The following is an 18,883-nucleotide window of genomic DNA, read 5'->3' on the forward strand; positions in this document are numbered from 1 at the left end:
GCGGCCTCTCCATTCACCCCCGGCCACCCAAGCGGTGGCATGACTGACCAAAGGCTGATCCGATGGATTTGCGCAAAATCAAGAAGCTGATCGACTTGCTCGAGGAATCCAACCTCGCCGAACTGGAGATCAAGGAGGGCGAGGAAGTCGTCCGCCTGTCGCGCGTGCCGAAGAACGCCGCGCCAATAGCCGCCGCACCGGCGGCCCCGGTCGCCGTGGCCGCTGCACCGGTCGCGGCCTCGCCGGCGGTCGCCGTCGAGGCGCCCGCCGCGAATGCGCTGCCGGCAGGCCACGTGGTGAAGGCCCCGATGGTCGGCACCTTCTACGCCTCGGCCACCCCCGGCACACCGGCCTTCGTCAAGGTCGGCCAGCAGGTCAAGGCCGGCGAGACGCTGGGCATCATCGAGGCGATGAAGATGTTCAACCAGATCGAGGCCGACGTGGCCGGCACCGTGCAGGCGATCCTGGTCGAGAACGGCCAGCCGGTGGAATTCGACGAACCCATGTTCGTGATTGCCTGAGGCCGCCCGGATGCTCGAGAAGGTCGTCATCGCCAATCGCGGCGAAATCGCGCTGCGCGTATTGCGCGCCTGCCACAGCCTTGGCATCAAGACCGTGGCGGTGCACTCCACCGTGGACCGCAACCTGAAGCACGTCGGCCTCGCCGACGAGTCGATCTGCATCGGCCCCGGGCCGTCGGTCGACAGCTATCTCAACATTCCGCGGATCATCGCGGCGGCGGAAATCACCGACGCCCAGGCGATCCACCCCGGCTACGGCTTCCTGTCCGAACGCGCCGATTTCGCCGAACAAGTCGAGCAGTCCGGCTTCGTCTTCATCGGCCCGACCGCCGACGTGATCCGCCTGATGGGCGACAAGGTCGAGGCGATCCGCGCGATGAAGGCGGCCGGCGTGCCGTGCGTGCCCGGCTCCGGCGGTCCGCTCGGCGAGGACGTCGACACCAACATCAAGATCGCCCGCGAGATCGGCTACCCGGTGATCATCAAGGCCGCCGGCGGCGGCGGCGGCCGCGGCATGCGCGTGGTGCGCACCGAGGCGCACCTGGGCAATGCGATCACCATGACCAAGGCCGAAGCCAAGGCCGCGTTCGGCAACGAACAGGTGTACATGGAGAAGTTCCTGGAGAATCCGCGCCACGTGGAAATCCAGGTACTGGCCGACGGCCAGGGCCACGCGATCCACCTGGGCGAGCGCGACTGCTCGATGCAGCGCCGCCACCAGAAAGTGGTCGAGGAAGCGCCGGCGCCGGGCATCACGCCGGAGCAGCGCGCGGCGATCGGCAAGGTCTGCGTCGACGCCTGCCTGCGCATCAACTACCGCGGTGCCGGCACCTTCGAGTTCCTGTTCGAGAACGGCCGCTTCTACTTCATCGAGATGAACACGCGCATCCAGGTCGAGCACCCGGTGACCGAATTCATCACCGGCGTCGACCTGGTGCGCGAGCAGCTGCTGATCGCCGGCGGCGAGAAGCTGTCGATCCGCCAGGAGGACATCAAGATCACCGGTCACGCGATCGAGTGCCGCATCAACGCCGAGGACCCGGACACGTTCATGCCCAGCCCCGGCACGGTGAAGCGCTTCGAGGCACCCGGCGGCCCCGGCGTGCGCGTGGACACCCACCTCTACGATGGCTACCGCATTCCGCCGAACTACGACTCGATGATCGGCAAGCTGATCGTGCACGGCCCCGACCGCGAGACCGCGATCGCACGCATGCGCCTGGCGCTGGCCGAGACGGTGATCGAGGGCGTGAAGTGCAACATCCCGCTGCAACAGCGGATCATGGCCGACGTCGGCTTCCAGCACGGCGGCCAGAACATCCACTACCTCGAGAAGCGGATGGCCGAGCAGAAGGAAAAGAATGCGGCAACGAACGGGGAGCCGTGAGAAGCACGCAGGCGCATCGCCACCCACCCCGCTCACTCCCCGATCATTCGTTCCTCGCCCATGCCATTCCTTGAACTCTCCCTGGTCGTCCGCACCGAGCAGCAGCCCCGCGCGGAAGAGGCGCTGGACGATCTCGGCGCGCTGTCGATCACGCTGCAGGACGCCGATGCCCAGACGCCTGACGAGCAGGCGATCTTCGAGCCGGGCGTGGGCGAGCTGCCGCTGTGGCCCACGATCACGATCAACGCGCTGTTCGACGAACACACCGACCGGCGCGGCCTCAGTGCCGCGCTGGGCGAATTGCTGCCATGGCTGGAGCCGGATCAGCTGACATTCCACGAGGTCGCCGACCAGGACTGGGAGCGCGCGTGGATGGACCAGTTCAAGCCGATGCCGTTCGGCCGCCGACTGTGGATCTATCCGTGGAACATCGAGCCACCCGCCGATGACGATCTCGTGGTGGTGCGCCTCGACCCCGGCCTCGCCTTCGGCAGCGGCACCCACCCGACCACGGCACTGTGCCTGGAATGGCTGGACGGGCTGGAGCTTGCCGGCAAGACGATCACCGACTACGGCTGCGGCTCGGGCATCCTGGCGATCGCCGCGCTGAAGCTTGGCGCGGCCAGCGCGGTCGGCGTCGACAACGATCCGCAGGCACTCACCGCCTCGGCCGACAACGCCGAACGCAACGGCGTGGCCGATCGCTTCGCGCTGTTCCTGCCGCAAGACGTTGATGCTGAACCTGCCGACGTCTTCATCGCCAACATCCTCGCCGGCCCGCTCGGCGAACTCGCACCCACCTTCGCCGCCGCGGCGAAACCCGGCGCGCCGTTCGCGATCTCCGGCATCCTCGCCGGCCAGCAGGACGAACTGCTGCAGCGCTACGCCGAATGGTTCGACGCGTTGCGCGTGGACACGCGCGAAGACTGGGTGCGCATCAGCGGTCGTCGCCGCGGCTGAGCCGTCGGATCGCCGGCTTGCCCGCGCGATCACCCTGCTAAGCTTGCCGGATACCGATTCAAAGCGGCCTGCATGTATACACAATGTCCCGAATGCCTGTCCGTGTTTTCGCTGGATGCGCAGACGCTGGCGAAAGCGCACGGCCACGTCGTGTGCGGACATTGCGAGGCCAGCTTCGACAGCATCGCCACGCTCGCCGAGCAGTTGCCGCCGGAACCGTTCGCCGAGCTGCCGGTCAACGAGCCCGCGTTTGAGCCGCCCCTGCTCGATCTGGTGGTCTATCGGCCACGACCCCGCCCGCCGGCGGTGGTCGTCGCCGACGAGATGGTCACCACGGCCACACCCAGGCCCGCCGTCGAGGACTTTTCGCAACTGGTCTTCGCGCCGCGTTTCGCCCACGAGCCGCAACCGCATGAACGCGCGGCCCGGCGCGAGCGGCGGCACCTGCGTTCGTCCGGCGAACGGCGCTGGCCGTGGATCGTGGCGTGCCTGTTGCTCGCGCTGCTGCTCGCCGTTCAGCTGGCCTGGGCCAAGCGCGACGAGCTGATCCGCAACCCCACCGTGGGCGACTGGCTGCGCGGCAGCTGTGCCGTGCTCGGCTGCGAGCTGCCGCTGGTCGCCGCGCCGCAACAGCTGCGCCTGCTGGCCAGCAACGTGCAGGCCCATCCCAGCGTCGCCGGCGCGCTAATGATCAGCGCCAGCGTGCGCAACGACGCCAGTTTCGCCCAGCCCTGGCCGGTGCTGACGATCACCATGTCGAACGCCCAGGGCCAGCGCATCGCGATGCGCCGCCTGCAGCCGGCCGAGTACCTGGACGACGTCGCGATCCTGCGTCATGGCCTGGCGCCTGGCGGCAGCGCGGTGCTGCTGCTGGAAGTGGAAGACCCGGGCGACAAGGCGGTGGCGTTCGAGATCGGTTTCGAATAATGCGTCTGCGGTACTTAAAATTATCGGCCCGCGCGGGTAGACTCGACCCCTCGCGCCCGACATGCCGGACGGCATGCGATATACGCCGCGACACGCAAGATCAGTCATAACCATGAGCAGCGGCCTATGCAGTCGTCGCTTCGTATGTGAGGGGAGATGTCCGTGAATGCCGTAAGACTGCCTGCTGCCGAGGCCGCGAAACAGACCTCGTCGCAAGGCACAGGCTCGACCGGCGCCAGCCTTCAGGGCCAGAGCGCACTGAGCGAATGTGTCACCCGCACGGTGCGTCGCTACCTTGCCGACATCGGCGACACCGAATGTGCCGAAGGCCTGCACGCGCTGGTACTGCGCGAGGTCGAGGTGCCACTGCTGCGCGAAGTGCTGGCCTTCCATGACGGCAACCAGAGCCGCGCCGCCAGCGCGCTGGGCATCAACCGTGCCACCTTGCGCAAGAAGCTGGCCGCGCACGGCTTGCTGTAACCCATCCCGCGTATCCCCCAAAAGCCGCCCACCATCCGGGCGGCTATAATGAGCGGCTTTCCCCTTCTGGAAACCCGCTCATGTCCGCTCCCCAGCTCGTCCCGGTCCGTCGCGCCCTGCTCAGCGTCTCCGACAAGGCCGGCCTGATCGACCTGGGCCGGCGCCTCGCCGCCAGGGGCATCGAGCTGCTCTCCACTGGCGGCAGCGCGAAGGCGCTGCGCGAGGCCGGCATCGCGGTTACCGAGGTCAGCGACCTCACCGGTTTCCCCGAGATCATGGACGGCCGCGTGAAGACGCTGCACCCGAAAGTGCATGGCGGCCTGCTTGGCCGGCGCGGCACCGATGACGCGGTGATGGCCGAACTCGGCATCGCGCCGATCGACCTGCTGGTGCTGAACCTGTACCCGTTCGAAGCCACCGTGGCGAAACCCGGCTGCACGCTGGAACAGGCGATCGAGAACATCGACATCGGCGGTCCGGCGATGCTGCGCTCGGCGGCGAAGAACTGGAGCGACGTCGGCGTACTCACTTCGCCGGACCAATACGCCGACGCGCTGGCCGAGATCGAGCAGCACGGCGGCCTCACCCGCGGCACCCGCTTCAAGCTCGCGGTGGCCGCGTTCAACAACGTGTCCAGTTACGACGGCGCGATCAGCGACTACCTGTCCGGCCTGGAACTCAACGATGCGCAGGACGCGATCACCGGCCACGCCAGCTTCCCGGGCCAGGTCAATGGCCGCTTCGTGAAGTTGATGGACCTGCGCTACGGCGAGAACCCGCACCAGCAGGCCGCGTTCTACCGCGACCTGTACCCGGCGCCGGGCACGCTGGCCACGTTCAAGCAGCTGCAGGGCAAGGAGCTGTCGTTCAACAACATCGCCGACGCCGACGCGGCATGGGAATGCGTGCGCAGCTTCGTCAAGCCGGCCTGCGTGATCGTCAAGCACGCCAACCCGTGCGGCGTGGCGGTGAGCCTGGACGGCATCAGCAAGGCGTACGACCTGGCCTTCCAGACTGATCCCACCTCGGCGTTCGGCGGCATCATCGCGTTCAACCGCGAGGTCGACGGCGCCACCGCGCGCGCGATCGTCGAACGCCAGTTCGTCGAGGTGGTGCTGGCACCCGCTTATGCGGATGACGCGCTGAAGGCATTCCACAAAAAGGGCAACGTGCGCGTGCTGGTGATCCCGACGCCTGCTGGCGGCGACTTGCGTGCCGCGCACCCCGGCATGAATTCCAAGCGGGTCGGTTCCGGCCTGCTGCTGCAGAGCGCCGACACCGGCATGATCACCGCGGCGGACCTGAAAGTGGTCACCCGCAAGGCGCCCACCGAGGCGCAGATCCACGACCTGATCTTCGCCTGGAAGGTGGCCAAGTTCGTCAAGTCCAACGCCATCGTCTACGCCAAGGATCGCCAGACCATCGGCATCGGCGCCGGCCAGATGAGCCGCGTCTACAGCGCGAGGATCGCCGGCATCAAGGCCGCCGACGAGAAGCTCGAAGTGCGCGGCTCGGTGATGGCCAGCGACGCGTTCTTCCCGTTCCGCGACGGCATCGATGCCGCCGCCGCGGCGGGCATCAGTGCGGTGATCCAGCCCGGCGGCTCGATGCGTGACGCCGAGGTGATCGCCGCTGCCGACGAGCACGACATGGCGATGGTATTCACCGGGATGCGCCATTTCCGGCATTGAGTCCCGGCCTGCGGAGGCGCACGCTCGGCATCCATCCTTCGATCCGGAGGCTGCCATGCATTACGAGCTGTATTACTGGGCCGGCATCCAGGGCCGCGGCGAGTTCGTGCGGCTGGCGCTGGAAGACGCCGGCGCCAGCTACGACGACGTGGCGCGCATACAGGGCGACGACGCCATCGTGCGTTACCTCGACGGCGTGCACGAAGGCGCGCTGCCGTTCGCGCCGCCGTTCCTCAAGGCCGGCCGGCTGCTGATCGCGCAGACCGCGAACATCCTGCAATATCTCGGACCGCCGCTCGGCCTGGTGCCGGACAGCGAAAGCCGGCGGCGCTACGCGCACCAGTTGCAGCTGACCATCAGCGACCTCGTTGCCGAAGTGCACGACTCCCACCACCCGATCGCCGGCAGCCTGTACTACGAGGACCAGCGCGTCGAGGCATTGCGCCGTGCGGCCGATCTGCGCGAGACGCGGCTGCCGAAGTATCTGGACTATTTCGAGCAGGTGCTGGAACGCGGCGGCGGCCAGCATGCCCTGCACGAGCACTCCTACGTCGATCTTTCGCTGTTCCAGCTGATGAGCGGGCTGGAGTACGCATTTCCGCGCGCCATGCGGCGCCTCGGGCACGGGCTGCCGCTGCTGCATGCGTTGAAGCAGCGGGTGGCGCAACGACCGCGCATCGCCGCCTACCTGGCGTCGGCGCGGCGGCTTCCGTTCAACGAGAGCGGCATCTTCCGCCACTACCCGGAACTGGACGACCCGGCGTAAGCCCGCTCAGAACAGCGCGATCACCATCGCGCCGGCCACGATCAGCACGCCGCCGATCAGCAACGGCCAGCTCGGCCGCTCGCCCAGGAACACCAGCCCCAGCACGATCGCCAACGCCACGCTGAGCTTGTCGATCGGCGCCACCTTGCTCACCGGCCCCAGTTGCAGCGCGCGGTAGTAGCACAGCCACGACAACCCCGTGGCGATGCCGGACAACACCAGGAACAGCCAGCTGTGCAGCGGCAGCCCGGTGGGCCTGGCCCATTCCTGGCGCAGGCTGAGGATGCCGGCGGTGACCAGCAGGATCACGATGGTGCGGATGAAGGTGGCGAGGTTGGAATTGATGCCGACCACGCCGAGCTTGCCGAACAACGCGGTCAGCGCCGCGAACAGCGCCGAACCCAACGCAAACAGCAGCCAGCTTTCACGCAGTTGCATCGCGCCACCCTCCGCCGGGATACCGGACTGGCGTCGTCGGCATGTCCAGCGCCGACGACGCGGTTCAGCGTGTGGCTCAGTGGCCGCCGTCCGCCGGCGCCGGCTCGGTCGAACCCTCGGCGGGCGGCCGGCTCTTGCCCCATTCCAGCACCTTGTACATCACCGGCCCCACCGGCTTCTGGCCGTGCTCGTCGACCAGCCGGCCCTGCGGATCGACCATGTAGGTCTGCGCGATGCCGCTCCTGGGGGTGATCACCACCATGTAGACGCGGCCGTTGCGGCTGTATTCCTGGATGCTGTTGTCGCCTTCCTGGTGTATCCGCACTTCCGGCGGCTGGTCGCGGGCGGCCTGCGCGCTGCCTTCGTCGCGCATCGCCGGCAGCGCCTGCGGCTTCAGGTCCAGCGACTGCGCGGACGAGGACGACGCGGCGTGGGCCGAGCGCTGCCTAGCCGCCGGCTTGGCGGCCGGCTTGGCCGCCGACTCCACCGCTTTCACGCCCGGGTCGTTGATCCCGGGCGGTGGTGGCACATTCGTCGATGGGACGTACTGCGCCCATACACTCGATGTGAACAGGACGCTGGCGGCAACCAGCAAGGCAGCGGTTTTCATGGCGGCAACCTCGTTCGGGGAGCGCAGCATAACAGCGCCTCCGCCGGGCTTTCGTGAAGCGCGACGTTTCGCCGTGCATGCGCGCCGTGCATGCGAGAATGAGGCATGCCCAAACTCATCCTGATCGACGGCTCCTCCTACCTGTACCGCGCCTTCCACGCGTTGCCGCCGCTCTCCAACGCCCGCGGCGAGCCCACCGGCGCGCTGTTCGGCGTGGTCAACATGCTGCGCGCCACCCTGAAGGCGAACCCCGATTACCTGGCCTTCGTCAGCGATGCGCCCGGCCCGACCTTCCGCGACGCGCTATACGCCCAGTACAAGGCGAACCGCCCGCCGATGCCGGACGACCTGCGCTCGCAGGTCGAGCCGATGCTGGCGATCGTGGGCGCGCTGGGCTTCCCGATCCTGCGCGTGCCCGGGGTCGAGGCCGACGACGTGATCGGTACGCTCGCCCTGCAAGCGCAGGCGCTCGGCATCGAGGTGGAGGTCTCCACCAGCGACAAGGACATGGCCCAGCTGGTCGGTTCCCACGTCGCCCTGGTCAACACCATGAGCAACACGGTGATGGACCGCGATGGCGTGATGGAAAAATTCGGCGTGATGCCGGAGCAGATCATCGACTTCCTCGCGCTCACCGGCGACGCCATCGACAACATCCCCGGCGTACCCAAGTGCGGCCCGAAGACCGCCGCCAAGTGGCTGGCCGAATACGCCACGCTGGATGGCGTGATCGCCCATGCCGACCGCATCGGCGGCAAGATCGGCGAAAGCCTGCGCGCCACGCTGCCGCAGCTGCCGCTGTCACGCGAGCTGGCGACGATCAAGACCGACGTGCCGCTGGAGTTCGGCCCCACCGAGCTGACCCGGCGCGAGGCCGACACCACGCTGCTGCGCGAGCTGTACACGCGCTACGAGTTCAAGGCGGCGCTGAAGGAACTGGACAACGCGGCACCGGTCAGCGAGGGAGGCGACGACACTTCTGTCGAGATCACGACAAAAGGCGTCGCGACTGAAGCCACTGCTGCAGCGGCGGCCGACCTTTCGTTCGCGGGCGACTACGAGCTGGTCACCACGCCAGCGCAGCTCGATGCGTGGATCGAAAAGCTGCGCGACGCCGAACTGATCGCCTTCGACACCGAGACCACCAGCATCGATGCGATGCGCGCGGACATCGTCGGCCTCAGCCTCGCGGTGGAGCCGGGCAAGGCCTGCTACATCCCGCTCGGCCACGACTACCCCGGCGCGCCGAAGCAGCTTGATCGCGACAGCGTGCTCGCCGCCTTGAAGCCCGTCTTCGAGGATCCGGCGCGGCCCAAACTGGGCCAGCACGCGAAGTACGACATCAACATCCTGTCGCACTACGGCATCGCCGTGCAGGGCCTCAAGCACGACTCGATGCTGGAATCCTACGTGTGGAATGCCACCGCCACGCGCCACGACATGGATTCGCTGGCGAAGAAGTACCTCGGCTACGACACGGTGAAGTACGAGCAGGTCGCCGGCAAGGGCGCGAAGCAGATCTCGTTCTCGCAGGTGGACCTGGACACCGCCTGCCGCTACGCCGCCGAGGACGCCGATGTCACCCTGCGCCTGCACCACGCGCTGTGGCCGAAGCTGGAGAGCGTGCCGGCGCTGCGCCGCGTGTACGAGGAGATCGAGATCCCGCTGGTGCCGGTGCTGGCCGAGATGGAACGCCGCGGCGTGCTGATCGACGGCGACGAGCTGCGCCGGCAGAGCCAGCAGCTGGGCAAGCGCATGCTGGAACTGCAGCAACAGTCGTACACGTTGGCCGGACGCGAGTTCAACCTCGACTCGCCAAAGCAGTTGCAGGCGGTGCTGTTCGACGAGCTGCACCTCGAAGCAAAACTGAAGACGCCGACCGGCCAGCCGTCCACCAACGAGGAAGCGCTGGAGGCGATCGCCGACACCCACGAACTGCCGCGGCTGATCCTCGACTACCGTGGCCTGGCCAAGCTGCGCAGCACCTACACCGACAAGCTGTCCGGCATCGTCAATCCGCGCACCGGCCGCGTGCACACCAGCTACCACCAGGGCTCGGTGGCGACCGGGCGGATCTCCTCGTCCGATCCGAACCTGCAGAACATCCCGGTGCGCACCGAGGAAGGCCGGCGCATCCGCCAGGCCTTCATCGCGCCGCCGGGCTGGCAGGTGATGGCAGCAGACTATTCGCAGATCGAGCTGCGCATCATGGCGCACCTGTCCGGCGACGAGGGCCTGCTCAAGGCCTTCCGCGAGGGCGGCGACGTGCACCGCGCCACCGCCGCCGAGGTGTTCGGTCTGAAGCCCGAGGAGGTCAGCGCCAACCAGCGCCGCGCCGCCAAGGCGATCAACTTCGGCCTGATGTACGGCATGAGCGCGTTCGGCCTGGCGCGCCAGCTCGGCGTGGACCGCGGCGAAGCCAGCGATTACATGGAGCGCTACTTCGCCCGCTACCCCGGCGTGCACGCATTCATGGAGGCCACCCGCGAACGTGCGCACCGCGACGGCTACGTGGAAACCATCTTCGGCCGCCGCCTGTACCTGGAAAACCTCACCTCACGCAACGCCGGCCTGCGCCAGGGCGCCGAGCGCGCCGCGGTGAATGCGCCGATGCAGGGCAGCGCGGCGGACATCATCAAGCGCGCGATGATCGCCTTGGCGGCGTGGCTGAAAAGTCGCGACGACGCCCACATGCTGATGCAGGTACACGACGAACTGGTGTTCGAGGTGCGCGCCGACGCGGTCGACGCGGTGCGTGCCGCGGTGGTCGAGCGGATGTCCGGCGCGGCGGCACTGGCGGTGCCGCTGCTGGTCGACGTGGGCGTGGGCGCCAACTGGGACGAGGCGCATTGAGCGCGGCCAGGGAATGCCTCGCGCAACAACGACTTGATGGTTAACTTTTCATGAGGATGAATCGTTTTTAAATTTCTTCGGAAACCGTGCAACTTTCTCCGCAAATCACGCACTAACACTTCGGATGCACGCAACGGCATCCGCGGCGCGCTCACCTCCCTGGGCCGCCACAGGCGCGAACCTCTCCCCTGGGTCTTCGCGTCTGCCCCCGCCCCGGAGGCTCCCCCTAGCCTCCGGGGCTTTTTTTGCCCGCGATTCGTGCCCTCTGTACACCCCATGCACGGCGGCAGCAGGCATACTCGCCCCCACATTCACCACGGGATACACCATGCGCGCAGGCCTGATCATCGTTGGCATCATCCTCGTCGCCGCCGGCATCTGGGTGGTGGCGGGCCATGCCTCCTACCAGACCACCGACACCTTGCTGCAGGTGGGCTCGGCCAAGATCACCGCCACCCACGACCAGGGCGTACCGCAATGGATCGGCATCGCCGGCATCGTGGTCGGCGCGCTGCTGGCGGTCGGTGGCTTCCTGCAGAAGCGCTGAACCACGCCCTGGCTGCTCCGGAAACCGCCGCAGCGGCGGTTTCCGTCTGCGCCCACTACAATGGGCGCGATGGATGTCTCGTACCTGATCGACCCGCTCAACGAAGCGCAGCGCGAAGCCGTCTGCGCCCCACCCGGCCACTATCTCGTATTGGCAGGCGCCGGCTCCGGCAAGACCCGCGTGCTGACCCACCGCATCGGCTGGCTGACCCAGGCCGAGCGGGTGCCGCCGTGGGCCATCCTCGCCGTCACCTTCACCAACAAGGCCGCCGGCGAGATGCGCGCGCGGCTGGAAGCGCTGATTCCCGGCGGCACCCAGGGGCTCACCGTCGGCACCTTCCACGGCATCGCGCATCGCCTGCTGCGCCGGCACTGGCGCGAGGCAGGCCTGCCGGAAGCGTTCCAGATCCTCGACGCCGACGACCAGCTGCGGCTGGTCAAGCGCGTCATCGCCGGGCTGGGCCTGGACGATGCGAAATATCCGCCGCGCCAGGCCTGCTGGCAGATCAACCAGTGGAAGGACGAGGGCAAGCGGCCGGACGGCATCGAGCATCGCGACCATCCGGTCACGCATACGTTCGTGAACATCTACAAGGCCTACGAGGACGCCTGCCGCCGCGCCGGGCTGGTCGACTTCGCCGAACTGCTGCTGCGCGCGCACGAGCTGTGGCTGAAGAACCCGGCCGTGCTGGAGCATTACCAGCAGCGCTGGCGGCATCTGCTGATCGACGAATTCCAGGACACCAACACGCTGCAGTACGCGTGGATCCGTGTGCTCGCCGGCACCACCGGCAAGGTCTTCGCGGTTGGCGACGACGACCAGTCGATCTACGGCTGGCGCGGCGCCAAGGTGGAGAACATGGCGCAGTTCCTGCGCGACTTCCCCGGCGCGCGCACGATCAAGCTGGAACAGAATTACCGCTCCACCTCGACCATCCTGAAGGCCGCCAACAGCGTCATCCAGCGCAACGGCAGCCGCCTCGGCAAGCAGCTGTGGACCGCCGGAGATGACGGCGAGCGCATCGCGCTGTACGCCGCCTACAACGAGCAGGACGAGGCGCGCTTCGTGATCGAGCGCATCCGCGAATACATCGACGAGCAGGGTTCGGCGAAGGACTGCGCGATCCTGTACCGCTCCAACGCGCAGTCGCGCAACTTCGAGGAACAGCTGGCCCAGCGCAACATCGGCTACCGCGTCTACGGCGGCCAGCGCTTCTTCGAGCGCGCCGAGGTCAAGGATGCGCTGGCCTATCTGCGGCTCACCGCGAACCGGCATGACGACGCCGCGTTCGAGCGCGCGGTGAACACCCCGCCGCGCGGCATCGGCGAGCGCACGCTGGACGCGCTGCGCCGCCGTGCCCGCGGCGAGAACACGTCGATGTGGGAAGCTGCACTGTCCGAACTGAGCGGCGGCAGCGAGCTGGCCGGCCGTGCGAAGAACGCGGTGAAGGCGTTCCTCGGCATGATCGACGCGATGGCGCGCGCTTTTCAGCCGCCGACGTCTGATGGCGAAAAGGACGCGCTCACCCTGGCCGAACAGATCGACCACGCGATCACCCATACCGGCTTGCGCGATTTTTACGAGAAGGACTCGCGCGGCAACGCCGAGTCGCGGGTGGAAAACCTGGACGAACTGGTCAACGTGGCCAGCCGCTTCGAGCGCACCGCCGAGGACATCGACGCCGGCCTGAGCGAGCTCTCCGCGTTCCTGTCGCATGCCACCCTGGAAGCGGGCGAGAACCAGGGCGAGGCGTGGGACGACTGCGTGCAGCTGATGACCCTGCACTCGGCCAAGGGACTGGAGTTCCCGCTGGTCTTCCTGGTCGGCATGGAGGAAGGCCTGTTCCCCAGCCAGCGCTCGGTCGACGACGAAGGGCGGCTGGAGGAGGAGCGCCGGCTCGCCTACGTCGGCATCACCCGCGCCCGCGAGAAACTCGTCGTCACCCACGCCGAATCGCGTCGCATGCACGGCACCGAAATGCTGGCGCGACCCTCGCGCTTCCTCGGCGAGATGCCCGCCGAACTGATCGACGAGGTGCGCCCGCGCGTGCACGTCACCCGCCCGCTGTACACCGGCCGCCCTCACGAGATCTCGCCGTCGCTGGAGGAATCGCTGCCGGTGAAACTCGGCCAGCGCGTCAGCCACCCGAGCTTCGGCGATGGCGTGGTGATCAGCGCCGAAGGCAGCGGCGCGCATACCCGGCTGCAGGTGAACTTCGAAGGCGCCGGCAGCAAGTGGCTGGTGGCGGCGTACGCCAACCTCACGCCGCTGTAACTGTCCCGACCGTGCCCGTCTTGCCATAACGCATTGCGTTATATGACGGAAAGCGTTATGGTCACCGCATGATATGGAGCTTCGCGGACAAGGAGGCGGAGAAGATCTGGGGTGGTACGCCATCTCGGCGTTTGCCCATGGACATCCAGCCGGTCGCGCGCCGCAAATTGCGCATGCTCAACAACGCCTCGACGCTGGACGATTTGTGTGTTCCTCCGGCCAACCGCCTCGAAGCGTTGAAGGGTGACCGCAAGGGCTGGCACAGCATCCGCATCAACGACCAATGGCGCATCTGCTTCCACTGGAAGGACGGCGATGCCCTCGACGTGGAAATCGTCGATTACCACTGAACACCGGAGTCGGCCATGAAGACCCTGCCCAACATCCATCCCGGCGAAGTGCTCCTCGAAGAGTTCCTGCTGCCGCTGAACATCAGCCAGAATGCCCTCGCTCGCGCCGCTGGCGTCCCGCCGCGCCGCATCAACGAAATCGTGCTCGGCAAGCGTGGCGTCACCGCCGATACTGCAGTGCGGCTCGCGGCCGCACTCGGCACCAGCGAGCGCTTCTGGTTGGGTCTGCAGGCCGACTATGACCTGGAGGAAGCGCATCGGGCGCTGGGCAGGGCGGTGAAACGCATCGAGCGGATCGCCGCCTGATATGTCGCGTCGAGTGAGCCTGAGCTGGCCGCCTGCTGCCCCTATTTGAGCAGTCGGGTGCTCGGCAACTTGGCACTACTCATCCTAAAGTTTACTTTTAACAACAATCGCGAAAAATGTTCGTGAGGGCGTGTACAACAATCCAAGGCTTGTTTGTGTCCGACAAAACGGAAAACAGCTGATGGCCCTGCCCGAGTGGAACACCAAGGTCGAGTCAGAAACAGAAATAACACCAACCCTGAGTATCAAATCCACCGGCATCCCGGCTGATTTATTTAAACAGGTGGTTCTCGCCCAACAAGCCGGTCTGGCACAAACTCTGGATGCCACAATTGCAACACTAAATACGGAAAGGTCTTCAGTCGTCGCGAGACGAGATTCGCTCCGGATTGCTCAAGCAGTTGAACGAACTCGGCACCTAGTAACAACGTGACATTCCACTGCCATTACCCCCGCAACCGCGGCACCCCATGCTCGTCGCGCTCCTCGATCGCAATCGGCTGCGTGTCGGGCTGACCGGGGTTGGCGGTTTGCGCCAGCGGGGTGACCGCGTCGCCGCGGGCGGATGCCAGCGCGTTGCGATAGCAGCGCTGCGCCTGCTCCGTATCGCCCTGGCCGGCGAACGCGTCGCCCAGAGCTTCCCAGGCGGCGCTGCCCGGCACCAGCGCCAGCGAGCGCTGCAGGTACTGCCGTGCCTTGCCCCACAGCTTCAGCCGCACGCACATGCGGCCGAGCGTGAGCAGCAGGTTGGCATCGTTCGGATGCGCGTCGAGCCAGCCTTCGGCGCGGCGCAGGCGCGCCTCGACGTCGTCGCCGGCCAGGCTGCCGTAGGTTTCGATCAACAGCGGCGACCACTCGCGACGCAGCGCGGATTCCACCTCGTCCATCGCCGGCAGGGTCAGTCCGAACGCGGCCGCGCGGCGGGCGTAGACGTCGATCACCGCGGGTACGCGGCGTTGCGTCTTCGGCAGTTGCGACCATAGCGCGTTGAGGCTGGCACCGTCCGCGGCGGCATGGATGGTGGCGGCCAGCACCTGCGCTTCCAGCGCGGCATAGGCGCGGTTGCCCAATGCGCCGCTCTTCTGCAACGGCGCCAGGGCTTCGCGGGCGCGTCGGATGTCACCGCTCGCCAGCGCGGCCAGCACCAGCTCGCGCCAACCACCCGGGGTCAGCGTGCCCTTGTCGGCTTCGGGCACCAGCAGCGCCAGCGCTTCGGCCGGCTTGCCTTCGCGGCGCAGTACGCGGGCGCGCAGCACGCGGGCCGCCTGCGGCGCGGATTGCGCGGCCTGATCCAGCGCTTCCAGCGCGCGGCCGTGTTCGCCGCGGCGCGAGGCCGCCTCGGCCGAGGCCAGCAGGGCCGGACCGCGCAGACTGTCCAGCCGCGAGGCGCGGTTGAGGTCGCGCTCGGCGTCACCGTGGCGGCCTTCCATCAGGGCGATCAGACCGTCGCCAAGACGCTGCTGGCTGAGCCGCCGGTGTCGTCGCGAGAACGCGCCGAACGGCCAGCGCGCCAGCCGCCACAGCGCGGTGAGCAGCGCCCACGCCAGCAGCAGGATGACCAGCGCCGCGACCACCGTGGTTTCCACCTTCCAGCCGCGCAGGCGCAGCAGCACATAGCCGGGATCTTCGGCCACCCAGTGCCAGCCGAACGCGGCCAGCGCGGCGACGACCACCAGCAACAGAAGCCAATACCAAAGCCTCATGGCCGGGCCCCGCCCGACGCCGCGGAACCGGCTGCAGCGGGACTGAGCGCATGCACCGCGCGCAGGTTGCGCAGTTCGCTCAGCGCGGCGCCCAGCTGCACCGGCGCGTCCGCCGGCAACTGGCTGGCGAGTTGTTTCAAGGTCTCGCGCGCCTGCTGCACCGCCGGCGCGCTGCCGTCGAACTGGCTGGTCAGCGCGGTATCCACCCGCTGCAGCGCGGCCGCATAGCCCTTGCTGTCATGGGCCAGCAACGCCGCCTGCGCCTGGGCCAGGTCGAGCGCAGCCAGCTCGCGCGCGAAACGTGCATCGGCGACGGCCAGCGGCGCACCGTCATCGCGCTGCACGCTGACCACGCTGGCCAGCGCGCGGCGGATGCGCGACCACGCATCGGTAGCCTCGGCGGTACTGCTGTCGAGTGGCTTCAGCGGCAGGCCGGCCAGCTCGCCGCGCAGCGCCACCAGCTGCTGCAACGCGCCGGCCTGGCTGGCTGGCTGGCTCTTCACCAGCGCTTCGTGCTCGGCGTTGATGCTCTGGCGCAGGCCGCTGAAGGCGCCGTCGTTGACCGCGGCCAGGGTCTTGTCGGCCAGTGCGTACGCGGCAGCCGCGCCCTGCGCGTCATGGAACAGCGTGTAGCGTTCGCCGGCCATGCGCAGCAGCGATTCGGTCTCGTCCAGCAACATGCCGTCGCGGCCGCTCAGGCTCTTCTCGGCGAGCTTGGCCACCGCGTCTTCGAGATGGCGTGTGCGCTCGGCCTGGCCGAGTAGTTCCTCGCGCAGCGAACGGTTGACCTGGGCCGCATCGTCCAGCCGCTGGTTCAGGCTGCTGCGCTGGTCGCCCAGCGCGGTCAGCGTGGTTTCCAGCGTGGCCACGCGCTGCTGCAGGCTGGCAACACTCTGGTTGTCCGCGGCGCTGCCCTGCTCCTGTTGCCACTGGCGCCAGCCGATGTAACCGGAAGCGCCCACCGCGACCAGCGCCAGCAGCACCGCCAGCGCCAGACTGCCGCCGCCGCGCGGACGCGGCGCGGGACGCGGCGCTGCGGAACGGGTCGCACGCACGGACGGTTCGACAAGTACCGCATCGGGTGCAGCGGGATCGGGACGGACGCCCTCAGGCGCGTTCGGCTTGTCTACGTTGCTCATGCACGCATGCTAGCAGCCCATACGGCCGCGTTCGTAGCAAGCGGACGTGAAGAGCGCTCAGTGCGCCGGCATGGCCGCGGCCAGCAGGTCCGCCGACAACGCCGAGGCGGCCGTGACGATGCGCTGGAAACCCGCCGCACGCGCGGCGGCGGCCAACCGTTCGCTGCTCGCCACCGCGGTCGCCGCGCACAGCCGTGTCCACGCCTTCGCCGGCAGCAACTGCTGCAGGTTGTGCAGCGCTTCGGCGCTGGACAGCAGCACCTGCGCCGAGGCCGGCAATTGCAGCAGCGCATCCACATGACGGCGGCCCAGTCGCGGTGGCGCCCGCCGATAGACGTGCAGTTCATGCAGTTGCGCGCCGCGTGCGGCGAGTTGTTCGCGCAGCACGCCGCGGCCGCCGGGCGCGCCGACCAGCGCCACCCGATGGCCGCGCAGGTCATGCAACGCGGGATGCTCGAGCAGGCCTTCGCTGTCCTGCCGGCGTGGTGCCAGCGGCGCGGCGATGCCATGCCGGCGCAAGGCCCGCGCCGTGCCCTGACCCACTGCCAGTACCGTCGCCGTGGTCCGCAGCGGCAACAGCGCCGCGGCGTAACGCACGGCGGCCGGGCTGGTGAAGACGACCAGTTCGGCTGCCAGCGCCGCATGCAGGCCGCTGCGCGCGTCCGCGACATCCACCACGCTGTGCAGGGCCAGGCCCGGCAGCAGCAGCGGCACGCCACCGAGCGCGCGCACCCGGCGCGCCAACGCCGACGCGGTGCCGGCCGGGCGGGTGATCACCACGGTCCGGCCGTGCAGGTCCTGCGTGTCCCGAGAGGATTGTCGCTGCATCCGCGCACCGCGTCCGGCCACTGTCATGGCCCCAGTGTAACGGTGGCCCTACACTGGGCGGTCTTCCCCTCCCCGCGGACCCCAACCACGTGAGCACGACCGACGACGCCACATCGCACGCGCAGCAATTGATCCAGTTCATCCGCGACGAAATCCCGCTGGCCCACGCGATGGACCTGCAACTGGCCGACTGCGACGACGACCGTCTGAGCCTGCGTGCGCCGCTGGCGCCGAACGTCAACGACAAGGGCTGCGCGTTCGGCGGCAGCCTGGTCAGCCTGATGACCCTGAGCGGCTGGGCGCTGGTGGAACTGGCGCTGCGCCGGCGCGGCCACGACTGCGACGTGTTCGTCGCCGAATCCAGCGTGCGCTACCTGGCGCCGCTGTGGCAGGACTTCCACAGCGAGGCGCGGCTGGCCGCCGAGGCCGACTGGACCACGTTCTTCAACACACTCGAGGCTCGCGGCAAGGCGCGTATCGGCGTCGACTGCGTGGTGCCCGGCGAACACGGCCAGCCGGCCTGCACCCTGAGCGCGCGCTTCGTCGCCAAGCGCCGCGGCTGAAGTGGCGTGCGCCCGCTTGAGGCAGAATGGGCGGGCATCCACCGGGGAGGAGTCACCCATGCGCCGCATCCTGAGCATTCTCGTCGTGCTGTCCGTACTGCTGCTGGCCGGCTGCGCCACCAAGACCCGCAGCGACGCGCTGACCACCACGCTCAAGGCCTACGGCAGCACGGTGCGCTGGGGCGATTTCCAGAGCGCCGCGCAATTCATCGACCCGAAGGTACGCGCCGCCCACCCGCTGAGCCCGCTGGAACTGGCACGCTACCGGCAGGTACGCGTGAGCGAGTACGACGACGGTGCCGGCCCGGTGCCGACCGGCGACTTCGACGTGCAGCAGACCGCCATGATCAGCCTGGTCAACATCCATACCCAGTCCGAGCGCAGCATCGTCGATCACCAGACCTGGCACTACGACGAGGCGACCAAGCACTGGTGGCTGACCAGCGGCTTGCCGGACATCACCCAGGACTGAGCGGTTGCCCCGGATCGGCGGATGCCCGCGCCGATCACGGCATACCCGTATAATCGCCGGTTTACCCG

At 68.1% G+C, this 18,883-nt stretch carries 20 protein-coding genes; 15 read left to right on the forward strand and 5 right to left on the reverse strand.

Features of this window, described 5'->3' with window-relative positions; translation table 11 throughout:
- Positions 1–62: 62 nt before the first annotated feature.
- From accB to QQA13_RS14375, 7 genes are all read left to right on the forward strand, one after another.
- Positions 63–521 (forward strand): acetyl-CoA carboxylase biotin carboxyl carrier protein, encoded by a 459-nt coding sequence (gene accB / locus QQA13_RS14345; protein ID WP_108471693.1) that lies wholly within the window; start codon positions 63–65, stop codon positions 519–521.
- Positions 522–531: 10 nt separating this feature from the next.
- Positions 532–1,908 carry an acetyl-CoA carboxylase biotin carboxylase subunit gene (gene accC, locus QQA13_RS14350; RefSeq protein ID WP_108471694.1) on the forward strand — a complete coding sequence of 459 codons (1,377 nt, stop codon included), beginning with the start codon at positions 532–534 and terminating at the stop codon, positions 1,906–1,908.
- A 60-nt stretch (positions 1,909–1,968) separates the two neighbouring features.
- Positions 1,969–2,868, forward strand: a complete 900-nt coding sequence (gene prmA / locus QQA13_RS14355) for a 50S ribosomal protein L11 methyltransferase (RefSeq protein ID WP_108471695.1) — start codon at positions 1,969–1,971, stop codon at positions 2,866–2,868.
- 72 nt (positions 2,869–2,940) lie between these two features.
- Entirely contained in the window at positions 2,941–3,795 is an 855-nt protein-coding gene (locus tag QQA13_RS14360; RefSeq protein WP_108471696.1) for a zinc-ribbon and DUF3426 domain-containing protein, read from the forward strand.
- A gap of 156 nt (positions 3,796–3,951) precedes the next feature.
- Positions 3,952–4,275 (forward strand): helix-turn-helix domain-containing protein, encoded by a 324-nt coding sequence (locus QQA13_RS14365; RefSeq protein WP_108471697.1) that lies wholly within the window; start codon positions 3,952–3,954, stop codon positions 4,273–4,275.
- A gap of 80 nt (positions 4,276–4,355) precedes the next feature.
- Positions 4,356–5,966, forward strand: a complete 1,611-nt coding sequence (gene purH, locus QQA13_RS14370; protein WP_108471698.1) for a bifunctional phosphoribosylaminoimidazolecarboxamide formyltransferase/IMP cyclohydrolase — start codon at positions 4,356–4,358, stop codon at positions 5,964–5,966.
- Between the two features lie 55 nt (positions 5,967–6,021).
- Entirely contained in the window at positions 6,022–6,732 is a 711-nt protein-coding gene (locus QQA13_RS14375) for a glutathione S-transferase (RefSeq protein ID WP_108471699.1), read from the forward strand.
- 6 nt (positions 6,733–6,738) lie between these two features.
- Here QQA13_RS14375 and QQA13_RS14380 read toward each other — a convergent pair whose 3' ends face one another.
- Together QQA13_RS14380 and QQA13_RS14385 are read right to left on the reverse strand one after the other, a co-directional pair.
- Positions 6,739–7,170, reverse strand: coding sequence for an EamA family transporter (locus QQA13_RS14380; protein ID WP_108471700.1), 432 nt, complete (start codon positions 7,168–7,170; stop codon positions 6,739–6,741).
- Positions 7,171–7,246: 76 nt separating this feature from the next.
- Positions 7,247–7,780, reverse strand: a complete 534-nt coding sequence (locus tag QQA13_RS14385; protein ID WP_108471893.1) for a DUF2782 domain-containing protein — start codon at positions 7,778–7,780, stop codon at positions 7,247–7,249.
- 105 nt (positions 7,781–7,885) lie between these two features.
- Between QQA13_RS14385 and polA the strand changes: the two genes are divergently transcribed.
- The 6 genes from polA (at position 7,886) to QQA13_RS14415 (ending at position 14,543) form a co-directional block, all read left to right on the forward strand.
- Positions 7,886–10,633, forward strand: a complete 2,748-nt coding sequence (gene polA, locus QQA13_RS14390; protein ID WP_108471701.1) for a DNA polymerase I — start codon at positions 7,886–7,888, stop codon at positions 10,631–10,633.
- Between the two features lie 328 nt (positions 10,634–10,961).
- Positions 10,962–11,180, forward strand: a complete 219-nt coding sequence (locus QQA13_RS14395; RefSeq protein ID WP_108471702.1) for a hypothetical protein — start codon at positions 10,962–10,964, stop codon at positions 11,178–11,180.
- A gap of 69 nt (positions 11,181–11,249) precedes the next feature.
- Entirely contained in the window at positions 11,250–13,454 is a 2,205-nt protein-coding gene (uvrD, locus tag QQA13_RS14400; RefSeq protein ID WP_108471894.1) for a DNA helicase II, read from the forward strand.
- A gap of 68 nt (positions 13,455–13,522) precedes the next feature.
- Positions 13,523–13,804, forward strand: a complete 282-nt coding sequence (locus tag QQA13_RS14405; protein ID WP_108471703.1) for a type II toxin-antitoxin system RelE/ParE family toxin — start codon at positions 13,523–13,525, stop codon at positions 13,802–13,804.
- Between the two features lie 15 nt (positions 13,805–13,819).
- Positions 13,820–14,110 (forward strand): HigA family addiction module antitoxin, encoded by a 291-nt coding sequence (locus QQA13_RS14410; protein WP_108471704.1) that lies wholly within the window; start codon positions 13,820–13,822, stop codon positions 14,108–14,110.
- Positions 14,111–14,291: 181 nt separating this feature from the next.
- On the forward strand, positions 14,292–14,543 hold the full coding sequence (locus QQA13_RS14415) for a hypothetical protein (protein ID WP_159082183.1): 252 nt from the start codon (positions 14,292–14,294) through the stop codon (positions 14,541–14,543).
- 13 nt (positions 14,544–14,556) lie between these two features.
- On the opposite strand, the gene QQA13_RS14420 is transcribed toward QQA13_RS14415, so the two are convergent.
- Genes QQA13_RS14420 through QQA13_RS14430 form a run of 3 tightly spaced genes read right to left on the reverse strand, consistent with a single transcriptional unit; the run spans position 14,557 to position 17,780 of the window.
- A complete protein-coding gene (locus QQA13_RS14420) occupies positions 14,557–15,813 on the reverse strand; it encodes a heme biosynthesis protein HemY (protein WP_108471705.1) in 1,257 nt (418 codons plus the stop codon).
- On the reverse strand, positions 15,810–16,952 hold the full coding sequence (locus QQA13_RS14425; RefSeq protein ID WP_108471706.1) for a uroporphyrinogen-III C-methyltransferase: 1,143 nt from the start codon (positions 16,950–16,952) through the stop codon (positions 15,810–15,812). The genes QQA13_RS14420 and QQA13_RS14425 overlap by 4 nt, the downstream gene beginning before the upstream one ends.
- Positions 16,953–17,009: 57 nt before the next feature.
- On the reverse strand, positions 17,010–17,780 hold the full coding sequence (locus tag QQA13_RS14430) for a uroporphyrinogen-III synthase (RefSeq protein ID WP_108471707.1): 771 nt from the start codon (positions 17,778–17,780) through the stop codon (positions 17,010–17,012).
- An 89-nt stretch (positions 17,781–17,869) separates the two neighbouring features.
- On the opposite strand from QQA13_RS14430, the gene QQA13_RS14435 reads away from it, so the two are divergent.
- Together QQA13_RS14435 and QQA13_RS14440 are read left to right on the forward strand one after the other, a co-directional pair.
- Entirely contained in the window at positions 17,870–18,343 is a 474-nt protein-coding gene (locus tag QQA13_RS14435) for a YiiD C-terminal domain-containing protein (RefSeq protein ID WP_108471708.1), read from the forward strand.
- Positions 18,344–18,401: 58 nt separating this feature from the next.
- Positions 18,402–18,815, forward strand: coding sequence for a hypothetical protein (locus tag QQA13_RS14440; protein WP_108471709.1), 414 nt, complete (start codon positions 18,402–18,404; stop codon positions 18,813–18,815).
- Positions 18,816–18,883: the final 68 nt, after the last annotated feature.

The sequence above is a fragment of the Rhodanobacter thiooxydans genome, assembly GCF_030291135.1.
In the GTDB taxonomy this organism is placed as follows: Bacteria; Pseudomonadota; Gammaproteobacteria; order Xanthomonadales; family Rhodanobacteraceae; genus Rhodanobacter; species Rhodanobacter thiooxydans_A.